Source organism: Paenibacillus chitinolyticus, assembly GCF_045038035.1.
In the GTDB taxonomy this organism is placed as follows: domain Bacteria; phylum Bacillota; class Bacilli; order Paenibacillales; family NBRC-103111; genus Paenibacillus_F; species Paenibacillus_F chitinolyticus_A.
The window spans coordinates 5,701,754-5,715,203 of sequence record NZ_CP173427.1 but is presented as its reverse complement, the minus strand read 5'-3'; the positions used below and the strand labels follow the sequence as shown (position 1 = coordinate 5,715,203).

At 54.3% G+C, this 13,450-nt stretch carries 11 protein-coding genes; 8 read left to right on the top strand and 3 right to left on the bottom strand.

What is annotated here, in order from left to right:
- Nucleotides 1–26 precede the first annotated feature (26 nt).
- The 3 genes from argF to argH all read left to right on the top strand — a co-directional run bounded on the left by argF (nt 27) and on the right by argH (nt 3,768).
- Complete coding sequence (gene argF / locus ACI48J_RS25795) at nt 27–983, top strand: ornithine carbamoyltransferase (RefSeq protein ID WP_405080860.1); 957 nt, start codon at nt 27–29, stop codon at nt 981–983.
- Between the two features lie 31 nt (nt 984–1,014).
- Nucleotides 1,015–2,253, top strand: a complete 1,239-nt coding sequence (locus ACI48J_RS25790) for an argininosuccinate synthase (protein WP_103996858.1) — start codon at nt 1,015–1,017, stop codon at nt 2,251–2,253.
- Nucleotides 2,254–2,352: 99 nt separating this feature from the next.
- A complete protein-coding gene (argH, locus tag ACI48J_RS25785) occupies nt 2,353–3,768 on the top strand; it encodes an argininosuccinate lyase (protein ID WP_326050685.1) in 1,416 nt (471 codons plus the stop codon).
- A gap of 127 nt (nt 3,769–3,895) precedes the next feature.
- Here argH and ACI48J_RS25780 read toward each other — a convergent pair whose 3' ends face one another.
- Nucleotides 3,896–5,338 carry a VanW family protein gene (locus tag ACI48J_RS25780; RefSeq protein ID WP_405080859.1) on the bottom strand — a complete coding sequence of 481 codons (1,443 nt, stop codon included), beginning with the start codon at nt 5,336–5,338 and terminating at the stop codon, nt 3,896–3,898.
- 258 nt (nt 5,339–5,596) lie between these two features.
- Between ACI48J_RS25780 and ftsE the strand changes: the two genes are divergently transcribed.
- The 5 genes from ftsE to ACI48J_RS25755 all read left to right on the top strand — a co-directional run bounded on the left by ftsE (nt 5,597) and on the right by ACI48J_RS25755 (nt 11,505).
- A complete protein-coding gene (gene ftsE / locus ACI48J_RS25775; RefSeq protein WP_103996855.1) occupies nt 5,597–6,283 on the top strand; it encodes a cell division ATP-binding protein FtsE in 687 nt (228 codons plus the stop codon).
- Nucleotides 6,273–7,190 carry a permease-like cell division protein FtsX gene (gene ftsX, locus ACI48J_RS25770; protein WP_405080857.1) on the top strand — a complete coding sequence of 306 codons (918 nt, stop codon included), beginning with the start codon at nt 6,273–6,275 and terminating at the stop codon, nt 7,188–7,190. Before ftsE ends, ftsX begins: the two co-directional genes overlap by 11 nt.
- Nucleotides 7,191–7,234: 44 nt before the next feature.
- Nucleotides 7,235–8,491: a peptidoglycan DD-metalloendopeptidase family protein gene (locus tag ACI48J_RS25765; RefSeq protein ID WP_326050690.1), complete on the top strand. Its 1,257-nt coding sequence runs from the start codon at nt 7,235–7,237 to the stop codon at nt 8,489–8,491.
- A 95-nt stretch (nt 8,492–8,586) separates the two neighbouring features.
- A complete protein-coding gene (locus ACI48J_RS25760; protein WP_405080855.1) occupies nt 8,587–10,041 on the top strand; it encodes a S41 family peptidase in 1,455 nt (484 codons plus the stop codon).
- Between the two features lie 174 nt (nt 10,042–10,215).
- The gene (locus tag ACI48J_RS25755; RefSeq protein WP_405080854.1) at nt 10,216–11,505 is read left to right on the top strand and encodes a PDZ domain-containing protein; all 1,290 of its coding nucleotides are present in this window, start codon (nt 10,216–10,218) and stop codon (nt 11,503–11,505) included.
- 253 nt (nt 11,506–11,758) lie between these two features.
- On the opposite strand, the gene ACI48J_RS25750 is transcribed toward ACI48J_RS25755, so the two are convergent.
- Both ACI48J_RS25750 and ACI48J_RS25745 read right to left on the bottom strand, forming a co-directional pair.
- Nucleotides 11,759–12,583 carry a flagellar motor protein MotB gene (locus ACI48J_RS25750; RefSeq protein WP_405080852.1) on the bottom strand — a complete coding sequence of 275 codons (825 nt, stop codon included), beginning with the start codon at nt 12,581–12,583 and terminating at the stop codon, nt 11,759–11,761.
- Entirely contained in the window at nt 12,567–13,367 is an 801-nt protein-coding gene (locus ACI48J_RS25745; protein ID WP_009676980.1) for a flagellar motor protein, read from the bottom strand. Before ACI48J_RS25745 ends, ACI48J_RS25750 begins: the two co-directional genes overlap by 17 nt.
- Nucleotides 13,368–13,450: the final 83 nt, after the last annotated feature.

Below are 13,450 nucleotides of genomic sequence, written 5' to 3'. Positions count from 1 at the left end.
TTTGCAGGAAGAAAGGACGGATTCCCATGTCCAGCACGGTACAGGAAGAATTGCAGCAGCAGCTTAAGGGAAGAGATTTCCTGGGGCTGGTCGATTACACACCCGCGGAGCTTAATCACCTGATCACGCTGGCCCGCGATCTGAAGGCCAAACAAAAGGCCGGCGAAGCGCATCAGATTCTCAAAGGCAAGACGCTCGGCATGATTTTCGAGAAATCATCCACGCGGACGCGTGTTTCTTTTGAAGTAGGGATGTTTCAGCTCGGGGGCCAAGCCTTGTTCCTCAGCAAAAACGACATCCAGCTCGGACGCGGAGAAACGGTTTCCGACACGGCACAGACGTTGTCCCGCTACCTGGACGGCATCATGATCCGTACGTTTGCCCACCGCAATGTGGTCGATTTGGCGCGTGCCGCGACTATTCCGGTTATTAACGGGTTGACGGACTTTTCTCATCCATGCCAGGCACTGACGGATTATATGACGATTCAAGAGCATAAAGGCCGCCTGGAAGGGCTTAAAATCGCTTATGTCGGCGACGGCAACAATATGGTCCACTCCCTGCTTGTCGGAGCGGCCAAACTCGGCCTCAACATCACGGTCGCTTCTCCGGAAGGGTACACGCCGGATGAAGAGCTTGTCCGCAGCAGCAGGGAATTTGCCTCCCAAGCGGGCGGCTCCGTGCTGGTTACTCAGGATCCGAAGGAAGCGGTGGCGGATGCGGACGTGATTTATACGGACGTATGGGCGAGCATGGGCTTCGAAGCGGAGCAGCAGGAGCGCGAGCGTGCTTTCAGCGGCTACCAGGTGAACGAGGAGCTTGCCCGCTACGCGAAGAAGGATTACCTCTTCCTGCACTGCCTCCCCGCACACAGGGGAGAAGAGGTCAGCGAAGGCGTAATCGACGGACCGAATTCGTTCGTATTCGATCAGGCGGAAAACCGCCTTCACGCACAGAAAGCCGTTATGGCTTCGATTATGTAACTAAAATTATGGCAGCAAAGGTGAGGAAAACATGGCTAAAGAAAAAATCGTGCTGGCCTATTCGGGCGGTTTGGATACGTCCGTTATTCTGGCTTGGCTTAAAGAAACATATGACGCTGAAATTATCGCATTTACAGCGGATATCGGGCAGAAGGACGAACTCGACGGCCTGGAAGAAAAGGCGCTGGCTACCGGCGCGAGCAAGGTCTACATCGATGATCTCCGCGAAGAATTCGCGAGCGACTTCATCTATCCGATGTTCCAGTCCGGCGCGCTGTACGAAGGGCAGTACCTGCTCGGCACGAGCATCGCGCGCCCGTTGATCGCCAAGCGCATGGTCGAGATCGCCCGCGCCGAAGGCGCTACGGCCATTGCGCACGGCGCAACCGGCAAAGGGAACGACCAGGTGCGCTTTGAGCTGACGGCCGCTGCGCTTGCGCCGGAAATCAGCGTAATCGCCCCATGGCGCCTTGAAGCGTTCCGGGAGCAGTTCCCGGGCCGCGCCGAAATGATCGCGTATGCCGAGAAACACGGCATCCAGGTGCAGGCGACCGCGTCGAAACCGTATTCGACGGACCGCAACCTGCTGCACATCTCTTTCGAGAGCGGCATGCTCGAGGACCCTTGGTTCGACGCAAGCGCCGATTCCAACCGCGATATGTACGTGCTCAGCGTATCTCCGGAAGATGCGCCGGATCAGCCGGAATACATCGAGCTTGAATTTGAGCAGGGCAATGCGGTCGCTATCAACGGCGAGAAGCTGAACCCGCTGCAAATGATGGAGACGCTCAATGAGCTTGGCGGCAAGCACGGCATCGGCCGTATCGACATGGTCGAGAACCGTTTCGTGGGCATGAAGAGCCGCGGCGTGTACGAGACGCCGGGCGGCACGATTCTGTTTGCGGCTCACCGCCGCATCGAATCCCTGACCATGGACCGTGAAGTCATGCATCTGCGCGACTCTCTGATCTCCAAATACAGCACACTCGTATACAACGGGTTCTGGTTTGCTCCGGAACGTCTGGCTATTCAAGCGCTTGTAACCGAGAGCCAGAAAAACGTAACGGGCACGGTTCGTATGAAGCTGTACAAAGGCAACGTGATTGCAGCCGGCGTGAAGAGTCCGGTGAGCTTGTATAACCCGAATATCGCGACGATGGAAGCGGACCCGACCCAAGCTTACGACCAGGGCGATGCGGCAGGTTTCATTCGTCTTAACGCGCTGCGTCTGAAAGTAAGCTCCGGCGTAGAGCAGCAATCCGGGAAATAAGCGGGAAACCAATCGTTTGTTTATATACCTGTGAAACAGGAAACGGGGAACGGGCCGGAAGCGGCCCGTTGTTCCGTTAAAATAGAAGGAGGCGGCAACGTGTCGAAATTATGGGGCGGCCGGTTTACGAAGCAAACCGACCAATTGGTAGAAGAATACACAGCTTCCATCACGTTCGATAAAGAACTGGCGGAAGAAGACATCCAGGGCAGTCTTGCCCACGTGACTATGCTCGGCAAATGCGGCATCCTGCCTCAAGAGGATGTCGAAACGATCAAGGACGGTCTTAATCGCGTACTGGGCATGATCCGCCGCGGCGAGCTGGAATACACGATCGCCAACGAAGACATTCATATGAATATCGAAAAGACGCTGATCGATGAGATCGGGCCGGTAGGCGGCAAGCTGCACACGGGCCGCAGCCGTAACGACCAGGTGGCGACCGACATGCACTTGTATCTGCGCGGACGCGTGGTGGAATTCGTCAGCCTGCTCCAGAAACTTCAGGAGGCTCTACTGACGCAGGCCAAGGCTAACTTGGATACAATCGTGCCGGGATACACGCATCTCCAGCGTGCGCAGCCGATCCTGTTCGCTCACCATCTGATGGCCTACGTGTCGATGTTCCAGCGTGATATCGAGCGTCTTCAGGATAGCTACAAGCGGATCAACGTTCTGCCGCTGGGCGCCGGCGCGCTTGCGGGCACAACGTTCCCGATTGACCGTCATTTCGTAGCGGAACAGCTTGGCTTCGAGGGAGTGTACGAGAACAGTCTGGATGCCGTCAGCGACCGTGACTTTATTCTGGAGTTTCTCGCCAATGCATCCTTCATCATGATGCATCTGTCCCGTTTCTGCGAGGAGCTGGTTATGTGGTCCAGCACCGAATTTAATTTCGTCGAACTGGATGATGCGTTCTGTACGGGCAGCTCTATCATGCCGCAGAAGAAAAACCCGGATGTGGCCGAGCTTGTCCGCGGCAAAACCGGCCGCGTATACGGCAACCTCTTCGGTCTCATGACCGTCCTCAAGGCGCTCCCGCTGGCCTATAACAAGGACATGCAGGAAGACAAAGAAGGCATGCTGGACACGGTCCGCACCCTTCAAGGCGCCTTACAGCTCTTCGCACCGATGATCTCCACCATGAAAGTGAACAAAGCCCGCATGCGTCAGGCGGTAAATCAGGATTTTTCCAACGCCACGGACATTGCGGACTATCTCGTTAACAAAGGACTGCCGTTCCGCCAGGCTCACGAAGTAATCGGCAAGACGGTCCTCTACTGCATTCAAGAGGGTAAATTCCTGCTCGATCTGTCCATGGAAGAGTTCAACAAGTTCTCCGAACTGTTCGGCGACGACATTTACGAAGTGCTTCAACCGGAGCAGGTGGTTAATGCCCGTAACGTGTACGGAGGCACGGCCAGCAGCCAGGTACAGGGTGCTATTTCGCGTGCGGAGAAAGTCCTGGGAATAACTGTAAGCTGGGTTGACAGCAAGCTTGATAAAAGTAAATAATGGGGAAATAACCGAAAGGCTCATGAAATTCATGCGTTTGGCCGTTGTGCCGCGCACGGGTTATTCAGGGCCTTTCCTGTTTCGCCCTGTCCCTCTTTTGCCGGGTGAACGGGTTGTTTCGCAGGCGCTAAGGTGTCTTGCCGTTCTGGGTGACTCCGTCTTCAATGACGTTCTTTTGCGGAGGAGCGGATTCCGCCGGCGGCTTGAGTACGCCTGTATGGGATGCGACGACTCTCGCTTGCGGAGTATAGCGGTCTCTGGAAATTTTTTCACGGGAGACTTCTTTGCCGCCTTGCTTTTTTATCCGGTAGGTATCGACCACAAACCCTTGCTTGCCGGGACTTAGCTCCACCTGTTCGCCGGCTCTCAATCCGGGATTGTGCACGTATTTGACGGGCGGTTGAATGGTCTCAACGGTATTCGACATAATCTCATACGTCGTATCCGAGGGAATACTCCCGAATAGTTTAATAGTCAGCGCCGCATCCGACATTTCCGTTCGGATAAGGAGGTGGGCTTTTGTGTCGTTTCGGAAGCGAAAATTGATGAAACCTGTCGAAAAGGTGGCATCTTGCCCCAAAGGGGCGTAGCTGATCGGCAGCGAATGGTTTCTTCGTTCGACAATTTCCAGACCGGCGCGCAGAACCGCGTTATAGAGCGTGGTGGAAACCTGGCAAATTCCGCCCCCTACACCGGGAACAAGCTTGCCGTTTAAGATAACGGGAGCTTCCCGAAAGCCGAATTTAACGCCGGTCTGTTCAATAATAGGGGCGTAATCGAAAATTTCGCCCGGCTTTAGGATTACTTCATGAAGTGTCGCTGCTGTCGAGCGGACGTTATGCTTGCGTCCCGGCGACGATTGGTTAAGCGGGGTCGAGAACTGCGTGATAAGCCGGTCCACATGCTGGTCGCGCAGCATTTTTTCCGTCACCTCGGGTTCCTGCAGCCGGAATGGGACTTGTATGGAGAGCGGATTCTCCGCCCGTTTCGGATCTATCTGCCTGATCTGCTGCTCTATGTCCGCCTTCAAGCGGGAAGCGTCAATGCGGAGGGCGGGTTGTCCCGTTTTATACTGCACGCGGTCATCGGGCGTAACGATGCGCTGGGCGGATACCGGTTGTACGGCATAGATATCCGGCCATAGAATCCGCAGCTTCTTTTCGAGCTGATCCGCTTCTATGAACAAGCCGATTTTCGCTTGGTAATGGCGGAGCTTCCACCGGTTGCGCGCACGATCCAGCAAATTTCCTTCCGTAAGGTCATGAAGGAGGGTCTGAAGCTCGCGATCGTCTACACGCAATCCCAGATCCTGCAGCTTCTGTGAGCGGGAAGGAACTTCCTTCCGGTCGGACACAAGCTGTACGGGGACGGAATTCAGAAGCGCAACCTGACGGCTTAACTGCCCGGGGAAATCGGCGTAAGCCATTCCGCCCACCTTCCACCCCGATACGGTGAATTGCTCCGGAAAAGCCGGGCGCGAGCCGTAAAAGGCTATGGAACCCAGCCCTATAACGGCCGCCAGCGGCAGTACGATGGCCATTGTCGTTAGCACACGCTTAACTGGCTTCATAAGTAAACTCCTTCAAAGAATTTGGCGCACTGACACTTTGGACTCAAGTTGAACTTGAACATTCAGACGGATGCCTGTTCTACATGTCTATGGATTCATCGGACAAATATGCCTGAGTCGAAAATAGGGCAAACCCCAACAAAATTCGCGTCCGCTGTGAAAAGATGTTGAATATTCCCTTTTTTAAAAGGATTTTTAAGATGGCTGTCGAACTTGTATGAGCTAGGATCAATCCGCCGTTAACAGGAAGTGATGATTTTGATCGAAATGCAGGATGTCTGGAAAACGTATCCTAACGGAACTCATGCGCTGCGGGGGATCGACGTCAAGGTCGACCGCAACGAATTCGTTTATATTGTCGGCCCGTCCGGCGCCGGTAAATCTACTTTTATGAAGATGATCTATCGGGAGGAAAGACCTACAAAAGGGCAAATATTCGTGAACGGGTTTAACATCGAGAAGCTTAAACAGCGGAAAATCCCGTATGTTCGCCGCAACATCGGCGTCATTTTTCAGGATTACCGGCTGCTGCCGAAGATGACCGTCTATGAAAATATTTCTTTTGCGATGGAAGTTATCGAGGCACCGAAGAAGTTGATCAAAAAGCGCACAATGGAAGTACTCGACCTCGTGCACTTGAAGGATAAGGCCAATTCTTTCCCGGGACAGCTCTCCGGCGGTGAACAGCAGAGGATCGCAATTGCCCGGGCAATAGTGAACAACCCTGCCGTGATTGTAGCCGATGAGCCGACAGGAAACCTGGACCCCGAAACCTCATGGGGCATCATGAAGCTTCTGGAAGAAATCAATTTCCGTGGAACGACGATCATGATGGCGACCCACAACAAAGAAATCGTCAACACGATGCGCAAGCGCGTTATCGCTATCGAGAACGGGATTATTGCCCGTGACGAGCTGCGAGGTGAGTACGGTTATGAAGAGTAGGACAATGGCCCGCCATCTGCGGGAAGGCTTTCGCAATATCATTCGCAACGGATGGATGACCTTCGCGTCTATCAGTTCCATCACCATTTCGCTTTTTATACTTGGCTTATTCCTGCTGCTGTCATTGAACGTGAATTATGTGGCAGATCAAATAGAGAAGCAAGTCGAAATCCGCGTGTACATGGATTTGAACATTACGGAAGATCAGACCAACCAGTTGAAGCAGGAGCTGAATGCCCTGCCCGAAGTCCAGAAGGTCACTTTCGTCTCGAAGGAGCAAGGGCTTGAAGATCTCCGGAACCGACTCGGGGAAGAAGGAAAAGGGTTCCTGGAAGGGTTCGAAGGCGACGAGAATCCGCTGCCGCCTGCTTTTAAAGTGGAGGTTAAAGACCCCCGGCAAGTGGCGGGAGTTGCAGATAAAATCAACCAGCTTAACGAAGGCAAGGAACCGAAGCCGATCGGCAGCGTCAAGTACGGCCAAGGCACGGTTGAGAACATGTTCAAAATTACGCAGATTGTCCGCAACGTCGGACTCGTTCTTGTAGCGCTTCTCGCTTTTACATCCGTATTTCTGATTGCCAATACCATCAAGCTTACCATTGTCGCCAGACGCAGAGAGATCTCGATCATGAAGCTGGTCGGCGCGACGAACGCTTTTATCCGCTGGCCGTTCTTCATCGAAGGGGCTCTGCTGGGAATCGGCGGTTCCGCCATACCGGTGGTCGTGCTCCTGTATGGGTACAACAAGTTGGTGGAGTCCAGCAAGTCGGACCTGAGTATGGTCTTTATCAAATTAAAGCCTTTTGCCGAAGTCAGTTATGTCATTGCCGGACTGCTGTTATGCCTGGGTTTCCTTATCGGAATTTGGGGCAGCATCATCTCCGTGCGCAAGTTTCTCAAAGTGTAGACGTGAATGGGCGCATGCACAATGTGTAAGAGGAGGATCAACACTTGAAGAAAAGACTCATGCCTTTAGTGGTTGCACTCGGAATCTCGACAACATTGCTGCCGTATGCGGTGGCCAACGGGGCTTCCAACTCGGCCAAAATCGATCAGGAAATTTCGAATATGAAGAAAATGAAGTCCGCAGCCGAACAGAAGGCGAAAGACGTTCAAAATCAGCTTACACAGGTTCAACAGGAAAAACAGGAAACCGCCAAGGACATCGAAACCTTGATGGACCAGCTCGACAGCGCGACGGCCAAGCTTTCCGGCTTGAACGTGCAAATCGAGAACACGACCGAGGATCTCGAAGAGAATGCCAAGCAGCTGGACGAAGCGGAGAAACGGGTTGAAACCCGGGACGAGCTTTTGAAGAAGCGCATGCGCATTATGTATGAGAACGGTTCGGTGTCTTATCTGGAAGTCGTCCTGAACTCCACGAGCTTTTCGGATTTTATCGACCGGATGTCGGCGCTGAAATCTATCGTGGGCCAGGATAAAGAGATTCTGGAAGCGAACAAGAAAGACCGCGCCCTTGTGGCCGAGAAGAAACAGCAGATCGAGAAACAGCTGGCTTATGTGAAAAATCTATACGCGCAGACGGAAGATCTTAAGCAGGATCTCCTCGTCAAGGAAAAAGCAAAAGAAGTGAAAATCGCTTCCTTGTCAGCCGAGCAGCAGCATCTCGAAGAAATCAGCAGCGACCAGGAACAGGCGATTATGGAATATGCGAAGAAAGAATCCCAGCTTCAGGCCAAGAAAGCAGCGGATGCGAAAGCCGCAGCGGCGGCGGCTGCAGCGGCAGCATCGAAGAATTCTTCGTTCTCCGGAGGCTCCAGCGGCGGCGGCCCGGCAGCGGGTTCGGGCGGCAGCATGGGCTATCCGCTTCCGAAGAGAGTCTCGCTGTCATCCGGGTACGGAGGCCGTGTAGACCCGATCAACGGCTCCTATGCCGGTCATACGGGAATTGACATGCCTTCTCCGCAAGGGACCGATATTTATGCGGCGGAATCCGGCACTGTCCTGGTTGCTTCCGAGTGGAGCGGCTACGGCAACTGTGTCATTATCGATCACGGGGGCGGCGTTTGGACCCTGTACGGACATATACGTAACGGCGGCATTAAGGTTTCCAAAGGTCAATCCGTGAAACGCGGCGAGAAAATCGCAGAGGTAGGTTCAACCGGAAGATCAACGGGGAATCACCTGCATTTCGAGGTCCGGATCAATTCGAAACCGGTCAATCCGTCCAGCTATATCGGCTATTAAGGTTTTCGGCGACTGGCACTCATAAATTGGAAGAGCTTGTCATACACTAGCAAGAGCAGCTCATAAGGGTGCAAGTACAAAGGTGGTGAACGGCAGTGCAATTCAAAGGGCGTACGGTGATCGCATTCGTTCTGCTGGGGATGTTTGCAAGCAGCATTCTGACGCTGACCTTTACGGGCAGGAATCTGCTGCCTCTCGGGAGCAAATCCGTCGGAGCTTCGGCAACCGCAGGAAGTTCGGGACTCAGCAGTCAGGACGTCGGCAAAATTGCAAAGACGTACCAGCTGATCGAGAGCAAGTATTTGAACAAGGTCGATCACGACAAAATTATGAACGGCGCCATCAACGGAATGCTGGAGTCGCTTGAAGACCCGTATACCGTGTATATGGATTCCAATGAAGCGAAGCAGTTCAGCGAGAGCATCAATTCTTCGTTCGAAGGAATCGGGGCAGAGGTTACGTCGGAAGACGGCAAAATCAAAGTCGTTTCCCCGATCAAGGGATCGCCGGCCGAGAAAGCCGGAATCATGGCTAACGATGTAATCGTATCGGTCAACGGTGAAAAATTGGACGGGCTGACCGTCAATCAGGCGGTCGTCAAAATCCGCGGCCAGAAAGGCACTCAGGCCAAACTGGAGATTTTGCGGCAGGCTTCGACGGAGCCGGTTCAAGTGATTGTAGTGCGTGACGAAATCGACATTGAGACGGTTTTCGGCGAAATGCTTGAGGGCGGCATCGGCAAAATCGAAATCCGCCAGTTTTCGGCAAATACCGCGGAACACTTCCAGCAGGAGCTGAAGAAGCTGGAGACGCAGGGAATGAAGGGGCTCGTAATCGACGTTCGAAACGATCCCGGCGGTCTTCTCAACGTTGTGATAGATATTGTCGAACCGTTCGTGCCGAAGGGCAAACCGATCGTACAGATCGAAAACCGGGAAGGCAAACGGGAAGCGACTACGTCCAAGGACGGCAGCAAGAAGTACCCTGTTGTCGTGCTGACGAATAAGGGAAGCGCCAGCGCTTCGGAGATTTTGGCGGGAGCGTTTAAAGAAGCGGTCGGCAGCAAGACCGTTGGCGAGACCACGTTCGGCAAGGGCACCGTGCAGGAAACGTATGTGAAGGAAATGGGAGACGGCAGCAATATCAAAATGACCGTCTACAAGTGGCTGACCCCGGACGGGAACTGGATCCACAAGAAGGGGATCGAACCGGATATCGCGGTCGAGCAGCCGGCATTCTTTAAAGCATCGATTCTGTCCAAGAAAGATACTTTAAAGCCGGACAGCAACAGCGACGATGTGAAGAACCTGCAGCTGATGCTGACCGGTGTAGGCTATGAACCGGGCCGGACAGACGGCTACTACAGCAGCAAAACGGCGGATGCCGTCAAGGCGTTCCAGAAGACCAGCGGTCTGCCCGTGACCGGTAACGTGGATGCGGCGACGGCCAAGAAGCTGGAAAGCGCCGTGTTGGAAGCCGTTAAGCTTCCGAAGAACGACAACCAGCTGAAAGCGGCCGTTAAAGAGCTGCAGACCCAGCTTTCGAAATAAAAGAGGGACGGTAGGACTACGAGCGCTCCGGCGCGGGTCCGGCCGTCCTCTTCTTTTTGCCAATTGCATGGGGACGGAAGGAAATGAAGGGGGCGGGTCGAATGTATATAACTAAGTCGGACCGTCGGATTTTTACAAAAAAGAAGCGTGTTTCGAGCCTCGAGGGAGTGAGTTATGGACATTATTGCGGAAATTGCCGGACGTTTCTTGACGGCGTTCGGCCGGTTATGGCTGAACCCTTTTACGTATATCGGACTTCTTCTCGTCCTTCTGCAGTACCGGAAACAAATTCAATTTGAGCGAAAATTGTTTGCCACCCGCCTTCATTCCCTGATCGGGGAGACCTGGCGGACTTATTTATGGGGCTGGGTCGCGGGACTGGGCGTATCGGTCGTTATGCTGTTCGTAGGCGTCTCCCTGCAAGCCGATACGATTCTGCTGCTCTGGGGCCTGTCCGTCGCGATGATTCTCATTCGCATCCGGTTTCTGTGCCTCGCTTATTCGGTGGGACTCCTCGGTATTCTGCAGGTTGTGCTGGCCGGACTGCCCACCCCTGGCGGGGGCGGTTTCTGGAGCGGCGTGGCTGCCGTGATAAGGAATGCGGACGTTCCGTCCCTGCTTGCTTTGGTGGCCATCCTACATGCGGCGGAAGCCCTGTTGATCCGCTCGCAGGGAGCTCGGATGGCGAGCCCCATGTTCTACGAGGGCAAGCGGGGCAAGATCGTTGGAGGCTACCAGCTCCAAGGATTCTGGCCGGTGCCGCTTTTCCTCGCGGTTCCGGTTCAAGCGGGAACGGGAGCGGTTGATTTTCCCTGGTCGCCGCTGTTTACCGGCGATGCTCTGATGGCGGGCTGGAGCTTGCTCGCATTCCCCGCCATGATCGGGTTTACGGAGCTGACGATGACCCGGCTTCCGAAGGAGAAGGTGGGGCGAAGCTCCGCTATGCTGCTGGTCTATGCAGCGGTGCTCTTCCTCTCCGCGCTGCTTGCGCAGGTCTGGAGTCCGTTCACCGTTATCGCTGCCGTGCTTGGAATTGTGCTGCACGAAGCGGTGATCTGGTACGGACGATGGGAAGAAGCGCAGCGCAGCCCGTGCTTTATCAACCAGCCCCGCGGGCTGAAGATTCTGGCGGTAGTGCCCGGCAGCCCCGCCGCCGAGCTGGGGCTGCGACCCGGAGAGCTTGTACACAAGGTAAACGGCGTCCGGGTCCACAGCAAAACCGAGCTGCACCAGGCGATCCAGGTGAGCTCGGCGTACTGCAAGCTGGAGATCGTCGACATGGAAGGCGAGATCCGTTTTCACAAGCGGGCCGTCTTCGCGGGTGAGCATCACCAGCTGGGCATCGTCATCTGCCCGGATCAGGATGCCGTGTATTACGTTGAAATCCGGCAGCTGCCGCTGCTGACTTATTTTACGAGAAAGTTGACCGGGCTGTTGACGAAACGTTCGGAAGAAACCTTGTAGGGGCGAACGGAGGGCTCCTCGGGGAAATCGGTTTCTCAAACGCGCATGTCCGCATTCTGCTCGATGCCGAGCAGGTTAGAGACAGGCGGAAGCAGACGCTGCAGGAACCGGCACACGGGCTTGCGGGCTCTTCATCCAAATAAAAACCTCGACATCACCGTATGGTGACCGTCGAGGTTTTTTAGCGTTGCGATGCAGGCGGGAGGGAAGGAGAGCTTCCCAGCTTCCCAAGTCTTTGCAACAGGAGCGTGAACTAGTTAGCTTGTGCTGGAGCGGCTTCCGCGACGGCTGCCGGCGGCGCTTCTTTCTGCTGCGGCTGCTGTTCGTCATTTTGAAATTCCCTCAACACGACGATCTCAACACGCCGGTTCTTGGCGCGGTTCTCCTCGCTTGTGTTAGGCATTTTAGGGACGGTATCCGCATAAGCCGTCGCCATAAGATGATCATCGCTCAGTTTAGCCGTATTCGTAAAATAGCGGAGTACGGAGAGCGACCGCGCAAACGAGAGTCCCCAGTTATCTTTGTAAGCCGATCCGGATGAAATCGGAATATTATCGGTATGCCCTTCGATGCTGACCCGGTTGCTCAACGTAGGTAGAAGGGTAGCGAGCTTTTCAAGTACGGGATAAGCGGCCGGTTTGAGGTCGGCTTTACCCAGATCGAACAGGAACAGATCGTTCAGCGTAATGGCGATGCCCCTCGGTGTATCCGATGCGGAAACCTTAGCTTCCAGGTTGTTATCTTTGATGTACGCCTGGATCGCTTGAAGCATGTCCTTGAGCTGCTGTTCTTTCTTGGCCGCTTCTTCCGCGGAGGTATCCTTCTTAGGCTTGGTTCCGTCGCTCGCCGTGGGTATAATCGTGCCGGAAATTCCGCTGCCTTGAGGCAGAAGGGATTCATTTTTCATAAATTGCGAATTCAGGGCCTTGGCCATAGTCTCGTATTTGTTCATATCGACTTTGCTCATCGCGTACATCACGATAAAAAATACCAGGAGCAGCGTAATCAAGTCGGAATAAGTAATCAGCCAGCGTTCATGGTTCACGTGTTCTTCTTGTTTCTTACCTCTCTTCCGCAAGAACGGCACCCGCCTCTCCGCTGCTTTGCTTATCGGCATTCTTCTCGTGAACGAAGGAAGCCAGCTTTTTGCGGATCAACTGAGGATTCTCACCGGCCTGGAGTGCCAGAATGCCTTCCAGCATCAGTTCCATTTCGGAAATTTGCTCTTTGCCGCGCAGCTTGATCTTGTTGCCGATCGGCAGATAGACTACGTTGGCGAACATAACGCCGTATAGAGTGGCGGAGAAAGCGACGGCGATGGCCGGACCGAGTGTGGAAGGGTCGGACAAGTTGCCGAGTACGTGAATAAGCCCGAGCACCGTTCCGATAATTCCCATGGTCGGGGAGTAGCCGCCAGCGGCTTCGAACATTTTGGACATGCCGTCGTTGCGGTGTTCGATGGAGTCCATCTCAAGCTCCAGAATCTGCCGGGTAAGCTCCGGATCCGTTCCGTCTACGACCATCATAAGACCGTCTCTCAGAAAAGGATTGGGATGCTCCTGGGCTCTCTGTTCCAGGGCCAGCACGCCTTCGCGGCGGGCGATGGAAGCCATGTCGACGATTTCGTCGATGGTGGCGGTCGTGTCCCTCTGGGTTTGCTTGAATGCGATTCCGAGCGCTTTCGGAATTTTTTTGAGTGTTGCTACCGGGAAACTCACCGCCACTGCACCGAAGGTGCCTCCGAAGACGATCAGCATGGCACTTGGAACGAGGAGCGAGGTCAGATGACCGCCGTCCCACATGTATCCCCCGATTAGTGCCCCCAAGCCGAGTATAAGCCCTAACAATGTTGCCAAATCCACGATTGACCACCTCTAAAATCGAAATATGTTCATGATGCAGACCAGGCTGCCGCCTAAAATAAGGAAATGAAAATGAGTCTGAA

Coding starts and splice junctions, on each gene's coding strand:
- ACI48J_RS25755 (WP_405080854.1), top strand. CDS start 10,216: ATGGACATTATTGCGGAAATTGCCGGACGTTTCTTGACGGCGTTCGGC.
- ACI48J_RS25780 (WP_405080859.1), bottom strand. CDS start 5,338: ATGAAGCCAGTTAAGCGTGTGCTAACGACAATGGCCATCGTACTGCCG.
- ACI48J_RS25790 (WP_103996858.1), top strand. CDS start 1,015: ATGGCTAAAGAAAAAATCGTGCTGGCCTATTCGGGCGGTTTGGATACG.
- ftsX (WP_405080857.1), top strand. CDS start 6,273: ATGAAGAGTAGGACAATGGCCCGCCATCTGCGGGAAGGCTTTCGCAAT.
- argF (WP_405080860.1), top strand. CDS start 27: ATGTCCAGCACGGTACAGGAAGAATTGCAGCAGCAGCTTAAGGGAAGA.